The sequence below is a fragment of the Pseudomonas sp. 91RF genome, from assembly GCF_003576265.1.
GTDB lineage: Bacteria > Pseudomonadota > Gammaproteobacteria > Pseudomonadales > Pseudomonadaceae > Aquipseudomonas > Aquipseudomonas kribbensis.
This window is the reverse complement of record NZ_QWFC01000048.1, coordinates 13,319-36,325: the sequence shown is the minus strand read 5'-3', so window position 1 is coordinate 36,325 and position 23,007 is coordinate 13,319. Positions and strand designations below refer to the sequence as shown.

The 23,007-nt window shown below is 62.0% G+C and carries 26 protein-coding genes; 10 read left to right on the top strand and 16 right to left on the bottom strand.

What is annotated here, in order from left to right:
* Nucleotides 1-86: 86 nt before the first annotated feature.
* On the top strand, nucleotides 87-902 hold the full coding sequence (locus tag DXT77_RS25050) for an alpha/beta fold hydrolase (RefSeq protein WP_119429594.1): 816 nt from the start codon (nucleotides 87-89) through the stop codon (nucleotides 900-902).
* 53 nt (nucleotides 903-955) lie between these two features.
* Here the strand turns inward: DXT77_RS25050 and dsbG are convergent, their stop codons facing one another.
* The 4 genes from dsbG to DXT77_RS25030 all read right to left on the bottom strand — a co-directional run bounded on the left by dsbG (nucleotide 956) and on the right by DXT77_RS25030 (nucleotide 5,106).
* Complete coding sequence (gene dsbG, locus DXT77_RS25045; protein WP_119429593.1) at nucleotides 956-1,726, bottom strand: thiol:disulfide interchange protein DsbG; 771 nt, start codon at nucleotides 1,724-1,726, stop codon at nucleotides 956-958.
* On the bottom strand, nucleotides 1,702-2,577 hold the full coding sequence (locus tag DXT77_RS25040; RefSeq protein WP_119429592.1) for a TlpA disulfide reductase family protein: 876 nt from the start codon (nucleotides 2,575-2,577) through the stop codon (nucleotides 1,702-1,704). Before DXT77_RS25040 ends, dsbG begins: the two co-directional genes overlap by 25 nt.
* A complete protein-coding gene (dsbD, locus tag DXT77_RS25035) occupies nucleotides 2,577-4,310 on the bottom strand; it encodes a protein-disulfide reductase DsbD (protein ID WP_119429591.1) in 1,734 nt (577 codons plus the stop codon). The genes DXT77_RS25040 and dsbD overlap by 1 nt, the downstream gene beginning before the upstream one ends.
* Before the next feature lie 124 nt (nucleotides 4,311-4,434).
* Nucleotides 4,435-5,106, bottom strand: coding sequence for a hypothetical protein (locus DXT77_RS25030; protein ID WP_119429590.1), 672 nt, complete (start codon nucleotides 5,104-5,106; stop codon nucleotides 4,435-4,437).
* A gap of 304 nt (nucleotides 5,107-5,410) precedes the next feature.
* Between DXT77_RS25030 and DXT77_RS25025 the strand changes: the two genes are divergently transcribed.
* The 5 genes from DXT77_RS25025 (at nucleotide 5,411) to DXT77_RS25005 (ending at nucleotide 9,864) form a co-directional block, all read left to right on the top strand.
* Nucleotides 5,411-6,091 (top strand): response regulator, encoded by a 681-nt coding sequence (locus DXT77_RS25025; RefSeq protein ID WP_114884486.1) that lies wholly within the window; start codon nucleotides 5,411-5,413, stop codon nucleotides 6,089-6,091.
* Entirely contained in the window at nucleotides 6,091-7,413 is a 1,323-nt protein-coding gene (locus tag DXT77_RS25020) for an ATP-binding protein (RefSeq protein ID WP_119429589.1), read from the top strand. Before DXT77_RS25025 ends, DXT77_RS25020 begins: the two co-directional genes overlap by 1 nt.
* A gap of 101 nt (nucleotides 7,414-7,514) precedes the next feature.
* Nucleotides 7,515-8,000: a GNAT family N-acetyltransferase gene (locus DXT77_RS25015; protein ID WP_119429588.1), complete on the top strand. Its 486-nt coding sequence runs from the start codon at nucleotides 7,515-7,517 to the stop codon at nucleotides 7,998-8,000.
* Nucleotides 8,001-8,143: 143 nt separating this feature from the next.
* Nucleotides 8,144-9,556: an aspartate aminotransferase family protein gene (locus tag DXT77_RS25010; RefSeq protein ID WP_119429587.1), complete on the top strand. Its 1,413-nt coding sequence runs from the start codon at nucleotides 8,144-8,146 to the stop codon at nucleotides 9,554-9,556.
* Between the two features lie 83 nt (nucleotides 9,557-9,639).
* Nucleotides 9,640-9,864: an MbtH family protein gene (locus DXT77_RS25005; RefSeq protein WP_011335246.1), complete on the top strand. Its 225-nt coding sequence runs from the start codon at nucleotides 9,640-9,642 to the stop codon at nucleotides 9,862-9,864.
* A 71-nt stretch (nucleotides 9,865-9,935) separates the two neighbouring features.
* On the opposite strand, the gene DXT77_RS25000 is transcribed toward DXT77_RS25005, so the two are convergent.
* The 10 genes from DXT77_RS25000 to DXT77_RS24950 all read right to left on the bottom strand — a co-directional run bounded on the left by DXT77_RS25000 (nucleotide 9,936) and on the right by DXT77_RS24950 (nucleotide 17,951).
* Nucleotides 9,936-10,835, bottom strand: a complete 900-nt coding sequence (locus DXT77_RS25000) for a metal ABC transporter solute-binding protein, Zn/Mn family (protein ID WP_119429586.1) — start codon at nucleotides 10,833-10,835, stop codon at nucleotides 9,936-9,938.
* Nucleotides 10,836-11,735 (bottom strand): metal ABC transporter permease, encoded by a 900-nt coding sequence (locus DXT77_RS24995; RefSeq protein WP_119429585.1) that lies wholly within the window; start codon nucleotides 11,733-11,735, stop codon nucleotides 10,836-10,838. It abuts the gene before it with no gap.
* Nucleotides 11,735-12,496: a metal ABC transporter ATP-binding protein gene (locus DXT77_RS24990; protein ID WP_178083496.1), complete on the bottom strand. Its 762-nt coding sequence runs from the start codon at nucleotides 12,494-12,496 to the stop codon at nucleotides 11,735-11,737. The genes DXT77_RS24995 and DXT77_RS24990 overlap by 1 nt, the downstream gene beginning before the upstream one ends.
* 83 nt (nucleotides 12,497-12,579) lie before the next feature.
* Entirely contained in the window at nucleotides 12,580-13,509 is a 930-nt protein-coding gene (locus DXT77_RS24985; protein ID WP_119429583.1) for a metal ABC transporter substrate-binding protein, read from the bottom strand.
* Between the two features lie 35 nt (nucleotides 13,510-13,544).
* A complete protein-coding gene (locus DXT77_RS24980) occupies nucleotides 13,545-14,111 on the bottom strand; it encodes a DUF6162 family protein (protein WP_119429582.1) in 567 nt (188 codons plus the stop codon).
* Entirely contained in the window at nucleotides 14,108-14,416 is a 309-nt protein-coding gene (locus DXT77_RS24975) for a hypothetical protein (RefSeq protein ID WP_372238694.1), read from the bottom strand. Before DXT77_RS24975 ends, DXT77_RS24980 begins: the two co-directional genes overlap by 4 nt.
* Nucleotides 14,417-14,436: 20 nt before the next feature.
* Nucleotides 14,437-14,979 (bottom strand): thiamine pyrophosphate-binding protein, encoded by a 543-nt coding sequence (locus tag DXT77_RS24970; protein WP_119429580.1) that lies wholly within the window; start codon nucleotides 14,977-14,979, stop codon nucleotides 14,437-14,439.
* Nucleotides 14,976-16,175 (bottom strand): PepSY domain-containing protein, encoded by a 1,200-nt coding sequence (locus tag DXT77_RS24965; RefSeq protein WP_119429579.1) that lies wholly within the window; start codon nucleotides 16,173-16,175, stop codon nucleotides 14,976-14,978. The genes DXT77_RS24970 and DXT77_RS24965 overlap by 4 nt, the downstream gene beginning before the upstream one ends.
* Before the next feature lie 299 nt (nucleotides 16,176-16,474).
* The gene (locus tag DXT77_RS24955; protein WP_119429577.1) at nucleotides 16,475-17,350 is read right to left on the bottom strand and encodes an alpha/beta fold hydrolase; all 876 of its coding nucleotides are present in this window, start codon (nucleotides 17,348-17,350) and stop codon (nucleotides 16,475-16,477) included.
* 139 nt (nucleotides 17,351-17,489) lie between these two features.
* Complete coding sequence (locus tag DXT77_RS24950; protein WP_085710695.1) at nucleotides 17,490-17,951, bottom strand: VOC family protein; 462 nt, start codon at nucleotides 17,949-17,951, stop codon at nucleotides 17,490-17,492.
* Nucleotides 17,952-18,210: 259 nt separating this feature from the next.
* Between DXT77_RS24950 and DXT77_RS24945 the strand changes: the two genes are divergently transcribed.
* The 3 genes from DXT77_RS24945 (at nucleotide 18,211) to DXT77_RS24935 (ending at nucleotide 20,937) form a co-directional block, all read left to right on the top strand.
* Entirely contained in the window at nucleotides 18,211-19,425 is a 1,215-nt protein-coding gene (locus DXT77_RS24945) for an SfnB family sulfur acquisition oxidoreductase (protein ID WP_119429576.1), read from the top strand.
* Between the two features lie 2 nt (nucleotides 19,426-19,427).
* Nucleotides 19,428-20,093, top strand: a complete 666-nt coding sequence (locus DXT77_RS24940) for a methionine ABC transporter permease (RefSeq protein ID WP_119429575.1) — start codon at nucleotides 19,428-19,430, stop codon at nucleotides 20,091-20,093.
* 73 nt (nucleotides 20,094-20,166) lie between these two features.
* Complete coding sequence (locus DXT77_RS24935) at nucleotides 20,167-20,937, top strand: MetQ/NlpA family ABC transporter substrate-binding protein (RefSeq protein WP_085607063.1); 771 nt, start codon at nucleotides 20,167-20,169, stop codon at nucleotides 20,935-20,937.
* Between the two features lie 36 nt (nucleotides 20,938-20,973).
* Here DXT77_RS24935 and soxR read toward each other — a convergent pair whose 3' ends face one another.
* Nucleotides 20,974-21,432 carry a redox-sensitive transcriptional activator SoxR gene (gene soxR / locus DXT77_RS24930; RefSeq protein ID WP_085710691.1) on the bottom strand — a complete coding sequence of 153 codons (459 nt, stop codon included), beginning with the start codon at nucleotides 21,430-21,432 and terminating at the stop codon, nucleotides 20,974-20,976.
* A gap of 90 nt (nucleotides 21,433-21,522) precedes the next feature.
* Between soxR and DXT77_RS24925 the strand changes: the two genes are divergently transcribed.
* Nucleotides 21,523-21,888 carry an antibiotic biosynthesis monooxygenase gene (locus tag DXT77_RS24925; RefSeq protein ID WP_119429574.1) on the top strand — a complete coding sequence of 122 codons (366 nt, stop codon included), beginning with the start codon at nucleotides 21,523-21,525 and terminating at the stop codon, nucleotides 21,886-21,888.
* On the opposite strand, the gene DXT77_RS24920 is transcribed toward DXT77_RS24925, so the two are convergent.
* Nucleotides 21,885-22,988, bottom strand: coding sequence for a sigma-54-dependent Fis family transcriptional regulator (locus DXT77_RS24920; protein ID WP_085710689.1), 1,104 nt, complete (start codon nucleotides 22,986-22,988; stop codon nucleotides 21,885-21,887). The genes DXT77_RS24925 and DXT77_RS24920 overlap by 4 nt on opposite strands.
* Nucleotides 22,989-23,007 lie beyond the last annotated feature (19 nt).

Sequence of the window (23,007 nt, the reverse complement as noted above, 5' to 3'; positions counted from 1 at the left end):
GTACATTCGCGTACATTTCCAGGGTTGACGATCGAGAACCGGCAGCTCAGTCTGCCGGTTCTCTTTTTTACCGTGCAGGTGAATCGATGGCTTTCTTCGAGGTTGACGGACAAGCGCTTCACTACATTGATCAAGGCACAGGCCCGGCGGTGCTGCTGGCCGGCAGCTACCTGTGGGACCAGGCCATGTGGGCACCGCAGATCGCCGCGTTGTCGCCGCACTATCGGGTGATTGCGCTGGACCTGTGGGGTCATGGTGAATCGGGGCGTTTGCCTGAAGGCACCACATCACTGGATGACATCGCCCGTCAGGCGCTGGCCTTGCTCGATCATCTGGAGATTGACCGGGTGACGCTGGTCGGGTTGTCGGTCGGCGGCATGTGGGGCGTGCGCCTCGCTCTGTCGGCACCGCAGCGGCTCAACGGTCTGGTGCTGATGGACACCTATGTCGGTGTAGAGCCGGAGCCGACTCGTCAGTATTACTTCTCGCTGTTCAAACAGATCGAGGAAAACGGCGGGATCTCCGAGCAACTGCTGGATATCGTGGTGCCGATCTTCTTCCGTCCGGGCATCGATCCGCAGTCGGCGCTGTATCAGGATTTCCGCGCAAAACTCGCGGGTTATTCCGCTGATCGCCTGCGTCAAAGCATCGTGCCGATGGGACGGATCACCTTTGGCCGCGACGATCTGCTGCCGCGTCTGGGTGAACTGAATGCGGCAACGACGTTGGTGGTTTGCGGTGATCAGGACAAACCCCGGCCACCGTCGGAAGCACAGGAAATGGCCGAACTGATCGGCTGCCCGTGTGTGCTGGTGCCGGAGGCGGGGCATATCTCCAATCTGGAGAATCCCGGGTTTGTCACCGAGGTGTTGTTTACTTTTCTGAACGAGCGCAACCGCTAGAGCGAATCTCTCTTCACGAACAGGCGCCCCTTCGGGCGCCTGCCTATCAAGCGTTACATCGGCCCGAGAATCTTCGCCAGTTTGTCCGGCGTCGGCGCGCCTTGCTGTTGTTGCAGTTCACCCTTGTCGTCCATGTAGAAGATCGCCGGGGTGGCCTGCAATTCCAGGTCCTCCATCAACTGCATGTTCGCTGCAAGTTTGGTCTGCACGGCGGCCGGAATATCCTTCATGGCCTTGAGGGTGCTGGTCTTGCCGGCCTTCTCGTGATCGTCCAGGGCCTTGGCCGGGTCCTTCGCCGCCAGCAGCGCGGCGGATTTGGCCGGGCTGTCTTCGCGGATGATACCGACCATGATGTGCCGCAACTGCACCTTGCCGGCCTTGACCCAAGGGCGGGCCTGTTCCCAGAACATGTTGCAGTACTGGCAGTTCGGGTCGCTGAACAGGTACACCGTGCGCGGTGCGTCCTTTTTGCCGTCCTGAATCCAGTTGCTCGCCTCGAACTTGGCCCAGACTTCCTTGGCCATCGGCGCGTACACCAGTTTTTGCAGCGGTGCGCTGCTCAGGTCGTTGCCGTCGGCGTCGTACAGGTTGCCCAGCAGCACGTGTTTGCCGTCCGGCGTCAGGTACAGGGCCATGCCACGGTTCTGGTATTGCGCGGCGTAACCACGTAACCCGTCGGGTGCGTCGAACTGGCCGACGATTTTCGCGCCCTTGGCTTCGATCTTCTTGATCGCGTCAGGCAATTCTTCAGCGGCCTGCACCGACGGCAAGTGCAGCAGGGCAGCGCCCAGAGACAGCGTCAGCAGGTGGCGGAGGCGGGGCATGGCAGTTTCCTTGCAGAGGTGGCCGGTGCGGCGTTCGTAGTCGGATTCGGGCTGTCGAAGTTTTCCAGGGCCCGGGCCAGGCTGGCGTTCGACAACTCGCCCAGATGGCTGGCCAGCAATTGACCGTCAGGGCTATAGAACAGCGTAGTCGGCAATGCCATGGAACCTACGGCCTGGCCCAGATGACCGCTGCGATCGAACAGCACGTTGTTCAGGCTCAGGCCCTGGGTTTCGAGGAAAGTCGCGACGCTTTGCATGCTTTCGGCCTGGTTGACGAACAGGAACGTCAGATCCGGGCGTTGCTGCTGGGCGTTTTCCAATACCGGCATTTCCCGGCGGCAGGGCGGGCACCAGGTGGCCCACAGGTTGATCACCAGCGGGCCGCCCTGATAGTCGGCGAGTTTCACGGTTTCCCCGGCGGCGTTGCGCAGGGTGATGTCCGGCAGGCGTGTGCCTTGTTCATAGATGTTCAGCGACAGGGTCGCCAGCACCCAGAACGCCACACCGCTGAGCACGCCGAAACCCAACGGTCGACGCAAACCCGGCCGGCGCCAGCCGCGATACAGCGCCGCCAGCAACAGCACGATTACCCCCGGCCAGGCGAGAAAACCGCCATCGCGCAGGTCGATGATCTGCCACGGATCGTTGCGATAGTGACCCCAGTACACGGCGACAAACGCGATGCGCGCCGCGAGCATGCCCAACAGGAACAGGCTGAACAGCGCCGACTCGGGGTTATCTCCACCGCGCTTGGCCACCCGCCAGCCGACGAAAGTCGCCAGCGCCAGAGCGCTGATGAGCAGCAGGTGGTTGAGCGCAATGGCAAAGGTGCCCAGGGTGAAGGTCAGCATTAACGGGCGTCTCGGGTGGTGGTCCAGCGTTGCAGGAAGGTGTCGGCATCGACCTCGCCGGTGATGCGCTGGCTGCGACGCTCTTCACCGTCGGTGCCGATCCACACGAAACTCGGTGGCCCTGGCACCTTGTAGCGGCCGAGCAGCTCGCGGCTGGCGGCATTGTCATCGGTGACGTCCAGACGCAGCAAACGCACATCGCTCAGGGCCTGCATCACCCGCGCCTGCCCAAACACCTTTTTCTCCATGACTTTGCACGACGTGCACCAGTCGGCGTAGTAATCAAGCAACACCCACTGACCCTGAGCCTTGGCGGCGTCGAGTTCACTTTGCAGGGCCGCCGGATCCTTGATCGTAATGAACGCTTCGTGACCGTTCGGTGCCGCCGTGCCGGTGCGTCCGGCGCTGTACACCTGCAACGGTTGGAATGGATCATCGCTGCCGCCCGCTGCACCCACCACCAGCAAACTGCCCCACAGTCCCAGCAACAGCGAGCTGGCTCCGAACAACTGGGCGACCCGGCCAAAGCCTTCGGACTGTTTCCAGGCGCTGTAGGCCGCGATCAGCAGCAACGCGCCGCACAGCGCGAGCCACAGCGACGAGTCCAGCACCGGACGCAGCATCAACACCGCCGTACCCAGGAACAGGAAGCCGAACACGCCCTTGAGCAAGTTCATCCACGCGCCGGGTTTCGGCAGGAAGCGGTTACCAACCGTCACCAGCACCAACAGCGGGATGCCGATACCGATGCCCAGGGCAAACAGGATCAGGCCGCCGTGCAGCGCATTGCCGCTTTGCGCGATGTAGAGCAGGGCACCGGCCAGCGGTGCGGTCATGCACGGGCCGACGAGCAGGCCGGACAACGCGCCCAGTACACCCGCACCGACCAGGCTGCCGCCGCTGCGACTGCGCGAGGCGTGCTCCAGCCGATCACGCACGGCCACCGGCAGTTGCAGTTCAAAGAAGCCGAACATCGGCAGCGCCAGAATCACGAACACCGCCGCGAACGTTCCGAGCAGCCACGGGTTTTGCAGCCAGGCTTGAAGGTTCGCCCCCAGCAGCGCGGCGATGACACCCATTGCCGCATACACCAGCGCCATGCAAATCACATAGCTGCTGGCCAGCGCGAAGCCGCGACGCGGCGTGGCACCGCTGCCAACCACCATGCCAGCCAGAATCGGCAACATCGGCAACGAGCACGGCGCAAAGGCCAGCAACAGACCGAGACCGAAGAACACCAGCAGGCTCCAGCCCAGCGAGTGCTGTTGCAGACCGCTGGCCAGCGCTTGATCCTGCGCCTCATCCGTCGCTGCTGCGGCCGCTTTGCCACCGAGGTCAATCACGCGAGTCTGTGGTGGATAGCACAGGCCGGCATCGGCGCAGCCCTGATAGCTGACCTTGATCTGGCCTTTGGCCGTCGCCGGGATCTTCAGTTCGAGGCCCTGACGATAGACCTGTTGCTCACCGAAATACTCGTCGCTGTGGGATTCGCCTTCGGGCAGGGTCGGAGCGTTTTCCGCCGCCAGCCCGTCGAATTTCAGGCGTTTCTGATACAGGTAGTAACCGTCGGCGATCTGCCAGAACAGTTGGGTTTCGCCGGAATCCAGACGTTCGGACGTCAGCACGAAGGCTTTGTCGACCGGGAGAAATTCCGGTTTTGTCGCAAAAGGATCGTTCCCTGCCTGGGCCAGACCCGAAATCAACAGTGCAAACAACAAAAAAATATGACGCATGGTGGAGCCTTGTCCCTGTGCAAGTGATGAACACGATGGGCGGCAGCGATTAACCGATGATTAACCCGGCATCTCCATGCGTCGAACCTGCGCGACGCTACAGCATTGCAGACGGTTTGGGGAGTCAGAGGCCCCGGGTCAGCCCGGCGAATCTGCCACTGACATTGTGCACGCCTCCCTCAATCCGGCCTTTTTGCATGTTGTAGGTCACGAACTGGTCATTGGTCAGGAAGATGTACCAGAGGTTGTCGCTGAAAGTGGGATCAACTTGAGCCGCAGTAACAAGGCGATGTTTATAAGGCGCAAGTCCGTGCAATACCGCTGTGGGATCGTGCCTTATTTGTTGCTTTATAGTATCGAATGTCAGATGAGTTCCATCATTCAACAGGAAGCGAAACAGGGACTTGTGTCCGAGCGCTTCCAGCCATGTACCAGCGATGATTCTTTCAAAGTAGGGCAGGATCGGCGTCCAGAGAGAGTTGGAAAGATTGTAAAAAGCGTCAGCCTTGTCATTGTCCTGGTCATAGGCGCAAACCCATGGGCGGTCGCCATTGTAAAAGAACAACCAGACAATATCCTTGTCGCCGCGCTGTGTTTGCGTGAATCCAAAGCGCAAGTGCCTGGCGTAGGCATCGAACCCCTCCCAGTTACCTTTGACCGGTTTTGGATAGTTGTCGGAAATTTTTTCGTCGCCATTATCGTAGCGGGAATAGGTGTCGTTATCTTTGAGAAAGAAGTAAATACGGTCCGGCCCGGAGCGCCAGTCGATGGCGACAAAGTTCTTGAGTTTGGACATTGAATGTTCCTTTTTAATAAGTGGTTATTGTTTGTCTGGCGGGTTGTCCTTGTTTGTGATGCGCTGGAAGGTTATAGCGATAAATAACGTCTGTGCACTGTCTTGTTGTTTGCTGTATGTGTCTATTGTGTGGTTTTAAGCTGTTTTGTCGGTTTTTTAGTTGTCTCTGCTGTACTTCATGTTGATAAAGACATTGTCCTGGGTCGCATCATTCGGGATCGTGCTTTTCCTTGGCACAAACAGTGCCCATAATTGCCGCTTAATCCTCTCCTGATTGACTCGCATTTTTTCTCATGGAGCTCCCATGCACGTACTGGTTTGCGAAGACGATGAGTTGATCGCCAGCGGCATCGTCGCCGGGCTGACGGCCCAGGGCTTGACGGTCGAACACGTCAACACCGCCTCCAAGGCCCGGGCGATCCTCAAGGTTGCCGAATTCGACGTGATGGTGCTCGACCTCGGCCTGCCGGACGAAGACGGCCTGAAACTGCTGCAGCAACTGCGCCAGCAAGGTCTGGAAATTCCCGTATTGATCCTTACCGCGCGGGACTCGGTCACTGACCGGGTCGACGGTTTGCAGTCCGGCGCCGACGATTACCTGCTCAAGCCGTTCGACCTGCGTGAACTGTTCGCCCGTCTGCAAACCCTGTTGCGTCGGGTGGCCGGGCGCAGCGTCAACCTGATCGAGCACGGCGCGCTGACCTACGACCCGAGCAGCCGTGAAACCACGTTGGCCGGCCGTTCGGTGGATCTGTCCCGTCGCGAACAATCCCTGCTGCAAGCCCTGCTGCACAACCGTGGCCGGGTGCTGTCCACCGAGCAATTGAAGGACAGCGTCTACGGTTTCAGCGATGAACTGGAGAGCAACGCCCTCAACGTGCACATCCATCACCTGCGCAGCAAACTGGGCAAAGGCATCGTCGAAACCGTGCGTGGTCTGGGCTATCGCCTGGGCCCGGCCGATGGTGGAGAACCTGACAAGTGATGAGTCTGCGCCTGCGCCTGAGTCTGACCCTCGGCGCCGCGTTCGCGCTGATCTGGGCCCTGGCGGCCGCCTGGATGCTCAGCGACCTGCGCAACCAGATGATGTTTTCTCTCGACCAGCGGCTGGTGGCGTCGGCGCGGATGGTCGCCGGGTTGCTGGAGCAATTGCCGGCGATCCCGAGCAAAGGCGAGGGCACTCACTTCAGCGCTGAACAACTGAACATTCCCGGCGGCATGGCCTGTCAGGTCAGTTCGTTGCGCGGCGAAATCCTCGCCCGCAGCCACAACAACCCGGAACAGGCACTGGAAGCGCAGAAAATGGGCTTCCACGATCAAATGATCGACGGCGCGCCGTGGCGCACCTTCACCCTGGCCCGGGGCGATGTGCGCATCACCACCGCCGACCGGGTGATCGAACGCGAAGCCTTGAACATGTCGATCCTGCTGGCGGCCTCGGTGCCGGTGGGCGTGGCGCTGCTCGGCTGTCTGTGCCTGCTGTGGCTGGGGATCGGTCAGGGGCTGGCGCCGCTCAATCGCTTGCGCGAAGCCTTGATGCGCCGCAATGCCGACTCCCTCGAGCCTTTGCAGTTGCAGTCATTTCCCAGCGAACTGAAACCGCTGCTTGAAACCCAGAACCAGTTGTTCCAGCGCATCGGCAAGACCATCGAGCGTGAACGTCGCCTGACCGGTGACGCCGCCCATGAGCTGCGCAGCCCGCTGACGGCGATCAAGACCCACCTGCAAGTGGCGCGCATGACCGACGGCAGCGCCCGCGATCAGTCCCTGGCCCGGGCCGAGGAGGGCGCCGACCGCCTGCACCGGACCCTAGAGCAATTGCTGTTGCTGGCCCGGGTCGAGGGCAGTCTGTCGTTCGACGACGGCGTGCAGTGCAGCGCCGAGCAAGTGGCAAGACTGGCGATTCAGGATTCTGCCAGCGACGAGCGGCAGCGGATCAAACTGCATCTGCCTGAAAAACTGTCCAGCGCACCGCTGCAAATGCCGGCGGTGTTGTCGATCGCGGCCTTGCGCAATCTGCTCGATAACGCTCTGCGTCATACCCCGACAGAAGGTGCCGTGGAACTGAGTGTGGAAACCATCGGCAACCGCGTGCGTTTCTTGGTGCGCGATCATGGGCCGGGGATTGCACCGGACGATCTGCAACACCTGACCCAACGCTTCTGGCGCAACGGTCAGAGCACCGGCTGCGGGCTCGGGCTGGCGATTGTCCAGGCGATTGTCCAGCGCTGTGCCTGCACCTTGCATTTCGACAGTCGCCCGGATGGCTTGCGGGTCGAACTGACCATGCCGCTGCAACCGGCCTGAGCCCGGCACATCAAATGTAACCTCTCTCCATTGGTCATCCGCCGGCCGCGACGCTATTGTCGTCCCAGCCTTTGACTCAATGGATTGAGGGAAACAGCGCCATGGATGCATCCATCTACATTTGTCCGGCCACCCCGGCCGATACCGGCATCATCAGCCGCATCGTCGAGCGTTCGATTCGCGTCGGCTGCGCACTCGATCATCGTAACGATCCACATCTTGTAGCCGCCTGGATTCGTCAGCAATCGACGGAGCACATCAGCGCCTGGCTGGCCGACCCACAGCGCTACCTGAACATTGCGTTATTGCAGGACCGTCCGGTCGGTGTCGGCATGGCGCTGGCCAATGGCGATATCACGCTGTGTCATGTGCAGCCGGAATGGTTTCGCCGGGGCGTCGGCCGGGCGCTGATGACTGACCTTGAAGGCTGGCTGCTGACTCGCGGCAGCGCCCGTTCCGTGCTCACCAGCACTCGCACCGGTGAAGCCTTTTATCGACGTCTGGGTTATCGCGAATCGGCGCCGCCGCTCATTCGCCACGGCATGCGCAGCCTGCCGATGCACAAATCGCTGCCGCTGTCGGCATGACAACTCGCTCAAGGGTGTAAATCCTCGACGTGCTGGTGCGTTTCCAGAACAGGAAAACCTGCATGTGCGCCCCGGGACCGGAACGCGCACCTGTGCGGTGTGCAGTTTTGGTCACTATCCATAGCGAATTGAGGGGTCGAGAGATGTCAGTCGCCACCAGCCTTATCGAAGAGTCGTCGGCCCGGATCGCCTCCGCGCCGGCGGAAACGCTGTATCAGTTCAATGAATCGCCGCTGCTGGCCCGTCAGAGCCAGCAGGAATCCAATGCCCGCAGCTACCCGCGGCGCATTCCCCTGGCGCTGAAGCGTGCCAAGGGTCTGTATGTCGAAGACGTTGAAGGCCGCACCTTCATCGATTGCCTGGCCGGAGCCGGCACCCTGGCGCTGGGGCACAACCATCCGGTGGTGATCGAGGCCATCCAGCAAGTGCTGGCCGATGAGTTGCCGCTGCACACCCTCGACCTGACCACGCCGGTGAAGGATCAATTCGTTCAGGATCTGTTCGGGTTGCTGCCACCAGCATTGGCCAAGGAAGCGAAAATCCAGTTCTGCGGCCCGACCGGCACCGACGCCGTGGAGGCCGCGCTGAAACTGGTGCGTACCGCCACTGGCCGCAGCACCGTGCTGTCGTTCTCCGGCGGTTACCACGGCATGAGCCAGGGCGCGTTGAGCCTGATGGGCAGCCTGGGACCGAAGAAACCGTTGGGCGCGCTGCTCAGCAACGGCGTGCAGTTCATGCCGTTCCCGTATGACTATCGTTGCCCGTTTGGCCTCGGTGGCGCGGCGGGCGTAAAGGCTAACCTCAGTTACCTGGAAAACCTGCTCAACGACCCGGAGGCCGGCGTGCAACTGCCGGCGGCAGTGATCGTCGAGGCGGTGCAGGGCGAGGGCGGGGTGATCCCGGCGGACATCGAGTGGCTGCGCGGTCTGCGTCGCATCACCGAAAAGGCTGGCGTCGCGCTGATTGTCGACGAGATCCAGAGCGGTTTCGCCCGCACCGGCAAGATGTTCGCGTTCGAGCACGCCGGCATCACTCCGGACGTGGTGGTGCTGTCCAAAGCCATCGGCGGCAGCCTGCCGCTGGCGGTGGTGGTCTATCGCGACTGGCTCGACACCTGGCAGCCGGGCGCCCACGCCGGCACCTTCCGTGGCAATCAGATGGCGATGGCTGCCGGTTCTGCGGTGATGCGTTATCTGCTCGAGCACAAGGTCTGCGAGCATGCCGCTGCGATGGGTGAACGCCTGAGCGAGCACCTGCACATCCTGCAGCGCGACTTCCCGCAACTGGGCGACATTCGCGGTCGTGGCCTGATGCTCGGTGTCGAGCTGGTGGATCCGAACGGTGCAACGGATGCACTGGGCCACCCACCGGCCTTCGCACGTCTGGCGCCGCTGGTGCAGCGTGAATGCCTCAAGCGTGGCCTGATCCTGGAGTTGGGCGGACGGCATGGTGCGGTCGTTCGATTCCTGCCGCCGCTGGTGATCACCGCCGCCGAAATCGACCGCGTCGCCGAGATCTTCGGTAGTGCGCTGAGCGCCGCGACCGCCGCGCTGTAAATTTTTCGCCGCGCCGAACGTTCCTTCTACATACCCGGCTGCACCCACCGTGCAGCCCACCCTTACAGCGATGGAGACACAGCATGACGTCAGTATTCGACCGCGAGGACATCCTCTTTCAAGTCGTGGTCAACCACGAAGAGCAGTACTCGATCTGGCCGGATTACAAGGCCATCCCGGAAGGCTGGCGCACCGTGGGCAAGAGCGGCCTGAAGAAGGAATGCCTGGCCTACATCGAAGAAGTCTGGACCGACATGCGTCCGCTGAGCCTGCGCCAGAAGATGGAAGCGCAAGCGGCGGCACAGTAAGTCGCCGGCCAAAAAGAAACCCGCTGGACTGGAAACAGTCAGCGGGTTTTTTCATGCCCGGAGGTTCGGTGTTACTCGCCGCTCAAACCCTTGAGCAGGGCATCCACATTCCCTTCCAGCTCAGCCACCGGATCCGCCGCATCGGTGCTCAGCACCAGCAGATGACTGCCCGACTCGGCAATCGCCGCTTTCACCGCGTCCGACGGCTGCCGATGGTGCAGCACCACCGCCACGTCGTTGTCCTTGAGCGTTGCAGTCAATTTTTTCAGGTCTTCCGGTGTCCACTCGGCATCCGGTCGCGGATCCTGCCCGATCAACTCCAGATTGAGACTGCCGATCAGATAGCCGAAATGATCGCTCAGGCTCATCACGCTGAGGTTGTCGGCACTGGCCAGGCGCGCCTCGCTGTCAGCGCTGAGTTTCAGAAGGCGCTGTTTCAGTACGGCCAGGTTGGCCTCGATCTTCGGCTTGTCCTTCGGCGCCAGACGCACCAGATCCGCCGCCATCACGTCCGCCATGCGTCCCATGTTGTTGCTGGCCAGCCACGGCTGGCTGTTCAGGCCGTCGACTTTCAGCCCCGGTTGCACGGCAATGCCGGGCAGGGTGCCGTCCACCGGGCGGGCGGCATCGACTTCGACGATGCGGATGTTGCTGCGTCGGGCCATCGGGTACAGCGGGTCATCAGCCCACAGCGAGCGCACGCCGATCACTGCATCGGCGCCGCTGGCCAGTTTGCTCAGCTCCGGAGCACCGCGACCGGTGAAATAGGCGGTTTGGCGGCTGCCCGGCAGGTTCGCCGGCGCCGCGCGTTCAAGGCTGATGTCGGTGCCTTTGAGCAGGACTTCGCCCAAACCATAGGTGATCGGCAGCGAGGCCAGCACGCGCACGGGGTTTTCGGCGGCCAGCAAAGGGCTGGAGACGGCGCCGCTGAGGGCGATGGCCAGGGCGAGTTGTCGCAATGAAAAAGACATTTATCCAAGGTTCCCTTTCAGACTGGGGACGATGCCCCGGGCAATGGCGGCGAGGGCGAAGCCGATGCCGGCGACGAGAATGATCGCGGCGCCGGACGGAATCGGCAGGTCGAAGACGATGGGCGCGAGAATCCCGCACAGCGTGCTGACCGTGGCGATCAGCACCGAACACCAGAAAAAGCCCTTGAGCGACTGGCTGAGCAAGCGCGCGGCGGCCGCCGGAATCACCAGCAGGGCGCCGACCAGAATCGCGCCGATGACTTTTACTGCCGCGACGGTAATCAGCGTCACCAGAATCACGAACAGGTAATCCAAAGTCTTCACGGCGACGCCACGCACCGCCGCCAGTTGCGGGTTGAAACTGGCGAGCATGATGCGGTTGTACAGCGGCAACGCCAGCGCCATCACCAGCGAACCGACGATGGCCAGCACCGCCAGATCATTGCCGTTGACCGTCAGCACCGAGCCGAACAGTACGTTTTCCAGAATGTGCACGTTGATCTTGCCCGCCAGGATCAGCAGCAGGCTGGCACCCAGAGCGAGAGAAACCGACAGAAACACACCAATCAATGTGTCCGGAGCCAGGCCAGTACGGTTGCGCAGGTAATTGAGCAGAATGCCGAACAACAGGCAGTAGCCGAACAGGCTGCCGTACGGCCCGGTGTAGGGCTCGCCGAGCAGAATGCCGATGGCCACGCCGGTCAGTGCCGCGTGACCCACCGCCTCGGAGAAAAACGCGAAGCGCTTGACCACCACCAGCGTGCCGAGACCGCCGAGCACCGGGCCGATCAACAGGCCGGCGAGCAGCGCGTTGACCACAAAACCGTAGGCCAGGGCTTCGGGCAGGTAACCGGACGACGCCCAGCCCTGCACCATCAAACGAAAGGCTTCATAACTCATCAGGCAGCGCTCCGTGGATGGGTCGAGAACAGGGTCAGCAGGCGTTCCGGGGTCAGCGCCTGTTGCGGCGTGGCGTCGAACAGCACCCTGCGGTTGAGGCCGGTGACGCGATTGGCCAGACGCCCGACGGCTTCCAGGTCGTGCTCGATCCACAGCACGGTGATGCCCGCCGCGCGCCAGTCGCCGAGAAGGCGTTCGAACACCTGGATCCCGGCTTCGTCGAGGGCCGACATCGGTTCATCCAGCACCAACAGTTGCGGGGCCGGGATCAGGCCTTGGGCGAGCAGCACCCGCTGGCGCTCACCGCCGGACAGCGCGCCCATCCGGCGCTTGCGCTTGTCCTGCATGCCGACCCGCTCCAGCGCTTCACCGATGGCGCCGGCGTAGCGTTTGCTCAGGCCGAGAAACGCCGGGCGGCGCTGGCACATGGCAGCCATGAAATCGTCGAAGGTCATCGGCAGACCCCGATCGAATTCCAGCGCCTGCGGCACGTAGCCGACAGTGCCGGGCTCGCCGGGCCATTGCAGGCTGAGCCGGCCCTGATGCGGCATCTGCCCGAGCAGGGTCTTGATCAGCGAACTCTTGCCGCCGCCGTTGGGGCCGACCAGCGCATGCACGTGGCCGGGCTGCACCTGGAAGGTCACCTTGTCCAGAATTGTCGTGCGGCCGAGGGTCAGGCTGACGTCTGCGAAATCCAGGGTCGGGCCCGTTACTTCCTGTGGGAGCGAGCCCGCTCGCGAAGGCGGTGTGTCATTCAACATTGATGTTGTCTGGGCGGGCGCTTTCGCGAGCAGGCTCGCTCCCACAGGGGATTCGAGTTTGCTCGAGATCAATTCGTTGGAAGTCATGCGCCGGACTCCTGAATCGCCCGAACCACGGTGTCGAGGTTGCCGGTCATTTCCTTTTCGTACTTGTCGGCGGTGTATTCGCCGTAGGAAATGTGCGACAGCGGGTACAGCTTCACACCGGATTCACGCTGAATGGTCTCGACGTAGGTGGAGGGGAAATCCATCTCGGAGAAGATCACCTTCACGTCCAGTTCCCGCAGTTGATCGATGGTTTTCTTCAACTGGCTCGGGCTTGGCTCGATGCCGTGGGCCGGCTCGACCACCGCCGTCACTTCCAGACCGAACTCGCGCAGCAGGTAGTCATAAGCGGCGTGAACGGTGGCAACCCGCAGTTCGGCGTTCGGTGCCTGGGTCAGCTTGGTCAGGGCGTCGGCGCGCATCTGCCGCAGGCGTTTGCCGTAGGCGCGGGCGTTCTGGGTGTAGGTTTTGGCGTTGTCCGGATCGAGCTTGCCCAGCTCCCGGGCGATGTTGTTGACCTGGGCAATCGAGGCGCTGATCGACAGGAAGGTGTGCGGGTTCACCACTTTGCCGGCACCGCGCGCGGCAACCCCGGTAGCGGCCAGCAGCGGCACGTTTTCGTTGGCCTCGATGGTCTTGATGTCCGGTGTTTCGCTGGCGGCGATCATGCGGTCGGCGAAGTCGTCATGGCCGACGCCGTTGAGCACGATCACGTCCAGCCCGCTGATGCGTTTGATGTCTTCGGCGCGCGGCTCGTAGGCGTGCGGATTGAAACCGGCGGGAATCAGCGGCACGACATCGGCCTTGTCGCCGACGATGTTCGCCACATAGCTGTAATAAGGGTGCAGGGTGATGCCGATGCGCAGGCGCTTGGCCGGATCGGCACTGGCCAGCGGGCTCAGCAGGCAGGCGCACAGACCGATCAGCAGCAGGCGCAGGAAGGGGCGGCGTTGAGATGAACTAGGCATGGGCAAGCGGTCTTCTCTCGAATGAAGGCGAAGGTTCAATGACGATGTTCGCGGGTCACCCCGGCATCGAATTGCGCGACGATCTGTTTCCATCCGGCAGCGGTCAGTGCCGCGTCGGACAGGTCTGTCGGCGCTTGCAGATCGGCGGCGCGGTTGAGCCAGATGTCCGGCGCTGCGTCGTTCAGGCGCATCAGAAACGAGCCGGCCACGGTGGGTGCCTGGCTGTGGCCGAAGTAGGCGGCGTCGGCCAGCAATTGCCAGGCATGGCCGCCGCGGCTCACGGAGCTGGCGTCCTGGGCGAACGGCGCGAAACCTTCATCCGCCAGATTCTGCGGGGTCGGCAGCGCTTGCTGTTCTTCACGCAACAGGTGGATCTCGTCGAGGGTCACCCGCAGGTCGGCGTAGATGCCTTGCTCGCTGGCGCCGAGGTCGCGGCGGGCGTCGAGCTGATGGCTGGAAACCGGTTCGGGTTCGTGGGACACCCCGCGCCACGCCACCACGGAGCCGGCGACCGCGAGGATCAGCAGGCACATCAGCAGCACATTGAGGGTTTCGTGGCCGGCGCCGGCGGGGCGCACGATTTGAGTGGTCGGCGTGGTCATGGGGCTTCGATATCCGCTTGGTCGATTTCGACCACATGGCCGGGGCCAGCGTCGAACAGCACATAGAACTCGGCGCCGGGTTTCTTGAAGGTCAGGGTCGAATCGGCGCCGAGCTTGCCCGGTACCAGAATGGTCTCGTCGTAACCGATCACGTCGAGGGTCACCCCCGGCGCGCCGCTGCCGTCGGAGAAACCGCCGGTGCATTTGATCTGCTCGGCATCGATGGCCTTGCACTCGCACATCGGGTTGTGAGCCAGGGTGCTGGCGCTGAAACCGGCGCACAGCGCCAGCAATGCAGCGCTCATGATCGGGCGGAAAGGACGGCTCATGGTTTGGCTCCTTGTTTGTTCAGCCAGGCAAGGGTGGCGGGTGAGGCCTGGCTCAGCGGAATCGAGGCTTGGTGCATGCTGCCGTCCCAGCCTTCCATGGTGATCCACAGTTCGGCGTCGGTGGCGGTCTTTTCCGGCACCGGCAACTGGGTGCCCATGCGGTACGGTGTGCCGAAGAAAATCACTCCGGCCGCCCGCAGGCTGCGAGGTTTGCCGATGCGCAGGTACGTCGCCTTGACGTGGTCGACACACGCATCACAAAGGGCGGCGCTGAAATCTTTCATGTAACCGGCAGGGCCGGTCAGGATCGGCGCCTCATTGCGCAGTTCGGCCAGTCGCAGGCTCCAGGGGCCGACCTGGATTTCGCCGATCTCCCGTTCACCCAGTCCGCTGTCACCGCGAAACAGCGAAGCGTCGGCGAAGTATTTGGGCATGAAGCCTAATGGGATCAGCAGCAACAGCACGTTGATGTGGAAGCGCCATTTGTGCCAGATCACGCTCAACCGTGAAGGCTGAGCCACGGTAGTGGACTTGCTCACAGGTTCACCTCCGACGTTTCACGGCGCAGGGCCGGCTGCGCCTGAACGCGCTGTTTCTTGTGCTCGCGCTTGAGGGCGTTGGCGGTGGCCAGTGCGGTGCGTTTGGTCCAGATCAATAGTCCGCTGAGGACCATCATGCTCAGCAGCAGACCGAAGAAGAACCAGATCAGCTTGATCCACAGCCCGCCGAAATCTCCGGTGTGCAACGGACGCATGGATTCGGTGACGAACTCCAGCGACGTGCGATCGGACAACAGCCGCGAAGCCGCCACGTCACCGCTGTACGGATTGAGCGTCGCGGTCTGGTACATCAGCGGATACCAGCCGCGACCGCCGATATCCAGGTGCGCATAGGCATTTCCCGGCAGGCTGATGAAGCTGACTTCGAAGCCGGGGATTTTCGTCTGGGCGATTTCGATGGCGCGGTCGAGGCTGAGACGTGGCGGTGGCGAACCATCGTTCGACTGCGGCACGGCTTCGCGGGACATGGCGGGGATGATCGGCTCGCTGGAAATGGAGATCTGGTTGTCTGCCAGCAGAGCCTGGATCAGGAACCAGGTGCCGGTGACCGAAATCACCGCGATGAACCAGATCGACCAAATGCCGCTCAAGCGATGGAAGTCGCCCCAGAAGATCCGTGCGCCGTGATTGAAGCGCAGGGTCGGGCGGAAAAAGCCTTTCCAGAAGCGCTTGTACACCACCAGCCCGGTCACCAGCGAAGCCAGCATCGGCAGGCCGAGGAACGACACCAGATACCAGCCCCAGCTGAAACCATTGGTGAACGGCACCAGCCACCACCCGTGCAGTGCGCGGGTGAAAGCCTTGAAGTTGAAATTCGGTGCAGTGCCCTGGATGACCCCGGTATACGGGTTGACGTAAACCGTCAGTGAGCGCCCGTCGGGATAGCTGACGTCGACGTCGAGGGCAAAGTGCGATTCGTCTGGCCGGTTGATGCTTTGCACCACGGTCTGCGGTTCGGCTTTTTTGATTTCGGCGAGGATCTGATCATAGCTCAGGCGGGGTGCGTCGTCCGAAGGGGCGCTGGCGCGCATTTGCGGGTTGGCCAGCCAGACGATTTCCTGGCTGACCACCGCCAGGGTGCCGGTGACGCAGACAATCAGGACAAAAAACCAGATCGGCAACGCCAGCCAGCTGTGTACCAGGAACCACAGTTTCGAGCGGGATTTCTTCGACATGATGACGGGTCTTGATTCGGTGAGGGGGCTCGGCGCTACGGGCTTCGCAGCGCGGGAGTCCCTGAAGGGCCGGTCGTGGCTTTTGCCTGCGCGACCGGCCCGCATCTCTATAAGACGGATGACCGAAGCAAATCCCGATGGAGGATATGAAAGTAAATGTTTCGCGACCGCAATCTCACTATCCCTTGTGGGAGCGAGCCTGCTCGCGATAGCGATCTGTCAGGTGATGATTCGCTGAAAGCCTCTTTCGCGAGCAGGCTCGCTCCCACAGAGGGAAATGTGTCGTCTGGATTGATCGCTCAGCGCAGGAACGCCAGCGCCTCGGCCAGCAGCAACTCGGGGACCTCTTCGGCGAGATAGTGGCCGGCAGGCAGGGGCTTACCGCGTACATCGGTGGCCACCTGCTGCCATTCCTTGAGTGGATCGAAGCAACGACCGACCGTGCCTTCGGCGCCCCACAGCACCAGCAGCGGCAAGCTCAGGTGATGGCCGGCATCGAGGTCGGTGCGGTCGTGTTCCAGATCGATAGCGGCACTGGCCCGGTAGTCCTCGCAGATCCCACGGGCGCTGCCGGGCAGGCTCAGGCATCGCAGGTATTCAGCGAACGCTTCGTCGGTGAATGGCTTGAGCCCGGCGCTGCGGCTGCCCATGACGCTGCGCAGATAGCCTTCGGGATCCGCTTCGATCAGGGTTTCCGGCAGTGGCGCCGGGCGGATCAGGAAAAACCAGTGCCAGTACGCCCGGGCGAAGGCTTCGTTGGTCTGGCTGTACATCGCCAGGGTCGGCGCGATGTCCAGCAGCACCATGCGTTGCACGGCAGAAGGATGATCCAGGGCCAGGCGATGGGCGACCCGGGCGCCACGGTCGTGGGCGAGGATCGAAAATTGTGTAAAGCCCAGCGCCTTCATCAGTTCCACGCCGTCGCGGGCCATTTCCCGTTTGGAATAGTGGGCGTGCCGCTCATCGGCAGGTAGTCGGCTGCTGTCGCCATAACCGCGCAGGTCAGCGGCGACCACGGTGAAATGCTCGGCCAGTTGCTCGGCGACCTTGTGCCAGATGACATGGGTCTGCGGGTGTCCGTGCAACAGCAGCAGGCCCGGGCCGCTGCCGCCGAGGCGATAAGTGATGTCCACGCCGTTGACGTGGCGCTGGTCTTTGACGAATCCGGCAAACATCGGGGAGGTCCTTTATTCAGGCGGTTGACCTGCATCCTGAAATCGCCGGGCGTTCATGACAAGGCGTGAAGCGTGGTTCGACGGTTCATGAATCGTGTTCACCCATCCCCGCGCGCGGCGCGGGAATGGCGAATCGTGGTTACTGAGCCTGCTGAAACATTTCCTTTGCCCGCTGCTCGATCTGCTCCTGGGTCAGGTCTTCCTTGCGTGTGGCCAGGAACCACAGATGCCCATAGGGATCTTTCAACGTACCGCTGCGATCCCCGTAGAACTGATCCTTGACCTCGGACACTGCCTTCGCCCCGGCATCCAGTGCACGCTGGAACGACTTGTCGACATCGGTCACGTACAGATGCAGACCGACGGACACGGCGCTGTCGGGATTGCTCAATGGTCCCTGGTCGCACGGTGTGCCCAGCATGATCGCGCTGTCGCCGATGCGCAGTTCGCAGTGGCCGACGCGACCGTCAGGCATGCTCAGGCGCATGACTTCGGTGGCACCGAATGCCTTTTTATAGAAATCGATGGCCTCGGCGGCCTTATGGATGCCGAGATACGGGGTCACGCTGTGGTACCCCTCCGGGATGGGTTGGACGCTCATGGCGGTACTCCCTTTTTTTATGAGTGACTGAAGGTTTGCCTTCGCCGGGGTTGCCGGTCGCTCAACTATAGATCCGTCGCGCTGCCATGAACGAGTAGCCGACGAGCAGTGTTCAGCCATCGACAGTGAAGCAACAGAATGCGCGGGTTTTTATCGCCAGAGTCTGTTGATAGCCGTTGAAAGCCGCGTCAGACAAGGGCTGCCAGTCAGGCACAGAAGCTGCAATGACCCGGTACAACACTGATACCGAGAGTCATCCATGTCTGAATCTGCCGTTTATCCGATCAACCCGCCGGCCGCCCATCGGATCGCCGACGACGCCGAAGCCTTGCGTGTGGCCGGACAGGTCGCCGCCGTTTTGCAGGAGCACGCCGCCGAGCGTGACCGCCACCGTGAAGTGCCCGCCGAAATCGTCGATCTGTATTCCAACAGTGGCCTGTGGGGCATCACCGTGCCGAAGGAGTACGGCGGCGCGCAGGTGTCCAGTGCGGTGCTGGCACAGGTGATCGCGATCATTTCCGCCGCCGATCCGTCCCTCGGGCAGATCCCGCAAAACCACTACTGCCTGCTCGAGGATATCCGCCTGCAAGGCACGCCCGCGCAGCAGGCGCATTTTTTTGAGCTGGCGCTGCAAGGTCATCGCTTTGCCAATGCACTGTCAGAAACCGGCGGCAAGAACGTGCAGGACATCCAGACCACGATCCGTCGTTATGGCGACGGCTACGTGATCAATGGCCGCAAGGGCTACTGCACCGGTTCGCTCTACGCTCACTGGCTGGCGGTGCTGGCGCTGGATGAGGAACAGAAGGGCCAGTTGGCCTTCGTCGAGCGCGGCACAAAAGGGCTGGTGATTGTCGACGACTGGGACAGCATCGGCCAGCGCACCACGTCCAGCGGCACCGTGCTGGCGGAAGACTTGCAGGTGGCGCCGTTCAATCTGTTTCCGACGTACCGTTCCTACGAGAGCCCGACCCTGGCCGGGCCGTTCGCCCAGTTGACCACTGCCGCCATCGACGCCGGCATTGCCCGGGCGGCGCTGCGCGACACGGTTGAGTTCGTCCGTCAGTTTGCCCGGCCATGGATCGATGCGGGTGTGGACAAGGCCAGTGAGGATCCGCTGACGATCATCCAGATCGGCGCACTGGAAATCCGTCTGGAAGCCGCCGAGGCGTTGCTGGAACGCGCCGGTTGGGCGCTCGACGCCGCGCGCCCGGCGCCGAACGAAGACAACGTCGCGCTGGCCTCCCTGGCCGTGGCCAAGGCCAAAGTGCTGACCACTGAAATCGCCATCGAAGCCAGCAACAAGTTGTTCGAACTCGGTGGCACCCGCTCGACCCTGAAGAAGCACAACTTCGACCGCCACTGGCGCAACGCCCGGGTCCACACCCTGCATGACCCGGTGCGCTGGAAATACCACGTGGTCGGCAACTGGCTGCTCAACGGCGTCAAACCACCGCGTCACGACTGGTCCTGATCATGGCCGAGTGGTTCAAACATATTTACTGGGCCGACATCGCCCAGGCCTGTCTCGACACCCTGAGCATGCTTGGTGCGGCGCTGCTGTTCACGGTGTTGCTGGGCTTGCCGCTGGGGTTGCTGCTGTTTCTCACCGGCAAACGCCAGTTGCATGAAAGGGTCGGCGTGTACCGGGTGCTGTCGGTGATCGTGAACATGCTGCGTTCGCTGCCGTTCATCATTTTGCTGATCGTGCTGATTCCGCTGACCACGCTGCTGGTGGGCACCTCGCTGGGCGTGCCCGGGACCATTCCGCCGCTGGTGGTCGGTTGCACACCGTTCTTCGCGCGGCTGGTGGAAACCGCGTTGCGTGAAGTCGATCGCGGTGTGGTCGAGGCCACTCAGGCGATGGGCGCCAACACCTGGCAGATCATTCGCCACACGTTGTTGCCGGAAGCCCGTGGCGGGTTGCTCGCAGCGGTGACCGTAACGGCGATCGTGCTGGTGGATTACACGGCGATGGCCGGGGTGATCGGTGGCGGCGGGCTCGGCGATCTGGCGATCCGTTTTGGCTATCAACGGTTTCAGACCGACGTGATGGTGGTCACCGTGGTGTTGCTGCTGGTTCTGGTGCAAGCCCTGCAAATGACCGGCGACCGACTGGTGGCGCACTACAGCCGACGCTGACAAAACAAGTTCAACCCATAAAGGCCCCACGTCCACCCCACGACGGCCGCTCAAATCTGCCTTGGAGCAAACCATGAAAAAGACCCTGGCCGTTCTGGCTGCCGTGCTGTCGTTCGGCGCTCACGCCAACGAAAAACTGATCGTCGGTGCCACCCCGGTGCCGCACGCGGAAATCCTCGAATTCGTCAAACCGACCCTGGCCAGGGAAGGCGTGGACCTGGACATCAAGGTCTTCACCGACTTCATCCAGCCCAACCAGCAACTGGCGCTGAAAAACCTCGACGCCAACTACTACCAGTACCGTCCGTTTCTCGATGATTTCAACAAGACCCGCCACACCGATCTGGTGCCGGTGGTCGGCGTGCACATCGAGCCGTTTGGTGCTTACTCGACCAAGATCAAGAACATCTCCGAGCTGAAGGACGGCGCCAGTGTGTCGATCCCCAATGACCCGGTGAACACCGGTCGCGCCCTGGTGCTGCTGCACGAGGCGGGGCTGATCAAGCTCAAGGATCCGAGCAACACCCTGGCCACTCAGCGCGACATCGTCGAAAACCCCAAGCATCTGAAAATCCGTGAACTGGAGGGCGCGTTGCTGGCCCGCTCGGTGAGTCAGGTGGACCTGGCGTTCGTATTCGCCAACTACGCGCTGGAAGCCGGGATCGACACTAACAGCGCATTGATCGTCGAGAAGGGCAAGAGCCTGTACATCGAGTTTCTGGTCGCCCGTCCCGACAACATCAACGATCCGGGCCTGCAGAAACTGGCCAAGGCGTTGAACTCCGATGAAGTGCGCCAGTTCATTCTGACCCGCTACAAAGGGCAGATTGCACCGGGCTTCTGATCGATCGATTCGACGGTTCCCATGCCGTGGGGACCGTCAATCCGGGACATCGAGAAAGTGCGCCCCCGGCCCTTGCTCGCCCAGCACATCACCCTGATTGCGCAGCGGACAGGCTTCCATCGACAGGCAGCCGCAGCCGATGCAACCGGTCAGTCGATCCCGCAGCAACATCAATTGATTGATTCGTTCATCCAGCTCCCGCCGCCACTGTTCCGACAACACTTTCCAGTCCGCTGCCGTCGGTGCGCGGTTGTCCGGCAACTGTTTCAACGCCTCGCCGATTTCCGCCAGTGGAATCCCCAGCCGTTGCGCCACCTTGATCAGCGCCACCCGGCGCAGCACTTCCCGTGGATAACGGCGCTGGTTGCCGGCATTGCGCTGGCTTTTGATCAAACCTTTGGATTCATAGAAATGCAGGGCGGTGACGGCGACACCACTGCGGGCCGCGACTTCGCCGACGGTGAGTTGCCTGTGCAAATTTTCCGCTGTGACCATTTGAAAATTGCCCCTTGACCTCTAGTTAACTCGAGGTTTTACCCTGCAGGCCTTCGAATCGCAAGATTCGCCTGACCGAGTGGGGGCGTTATGCAAGTCACAGCGAAAAACCGCAGTTTCACCCAGTTGATCGAATTCGAAATCGAGCCCGGCCAACAACCGGCGCTGGTCTCGGCGCTGATTGTGCAGACCGAGCGTCTGGCCCAGCGTTACGCCGGTTTCGTCAGCGCCAGCGTTCAGGCCAGCGACGATGGCCGGCGGGTGTTGGGTTTCCTGCAATGGCAATCCCGCGAGGCGGGGGAGGCGGCGTTCCAGAGTTTTGAAACCGGCGAGCAGGATTTCTGGCAGTTGATCCGCACCCATCAGGCGCGAACCGTGACCTTCGGTTCATTCCAGGTGCTGAGCAGCATCGCCCGCAGTCACGACGATGGCTTGCACTGTCAGTTAGTGGGCTAGATCGACAACTGGATCAAGCGCTCGCCCTGCAGGTTTTCCGTGGGCCGCCGCTTGTTCACCGCCAGTTCGCCGATCTTGATCAGCCGCGTGCGGGTCACATTGCGGCTGAGGCCGAGCAGCGCGGCGGTGTGCACCTGATTGTAATGGCAGAAGCGATAGGCCGAACGCAGCAACGCATCTTCGACCTTTTCATGCAGGGCGCCGGCCTGTTGCTCGAAGAGTTTCTGGAAGGCACGTTCGAGCAGCGCTTCCGGTGAGTCGTCGACGCTGCCGTGCTGATCGTCGGGACGGTCGATACGCAGGTTCGACAGGCGCAGATCGTCGCGTTCGATCACGCCGTTACGGCAGATCAATAGCGTGTGATGGATGACGTTTTCCAGTTCGCGGATGTTGCCCGGCCAACTGTAACCGCGCAGTTTGTGCTCGGCGCCGGGGCTGATGGTGATGCGTCCGTAACCCAGGCGCTGACTGTAGGCCTCGATGAAATGCCGGGTCAGCGGCAGGATGTCGCCGGGCCGTTCGCGCAACGGGCTCAGTTCCAGATTGACCACGTTCAGCCGGTAATACAGATCCTCACGGAAATGCCCGGCATTGATGGCTTTCTCCAGTTGCACGTTGGTCGCAGCGAGCACCCGCACATCGATGGGAATGCTCTTGCGCGAACCCAGTCGCACCACTTCGCGCTCCTGCAACACCCGCAGCAATTTGACCTGGATCGCCATCGGCAAATCGCCGATTTCATCGAGGAACAAAGTGCCGCCATCCGCCTCTTCGAACCACCCGGCCTTGGCGCTGAGGGCGCCGGTGAAGGCGCCTTTTTCATGGCCGAACAATTCGGCTTCCACCAGCGATTCGGAAAACGCCCCGCAGTTGACTGCAATGAACGGCCGGTTGCGCCGGTTGCTCAGGTTGTGGATGTGCCGCGCCACCAGCTCCTTGCCGGTGCCGGTTTCGCCGATGATCAGCACGCTGGCTTCGCTCGGCGCGACTTGTTGCAGATGCGCGAGCAACGCCTGGGACTTCGGGTCTTCGAAGACCTGGGCAGTGGCGCGAATCGAAGTGGCCAGGGCGGGTGAGGGCGGCAGGGTCAGCAGTTGCATGGGTCTCGCTCCACGAAAG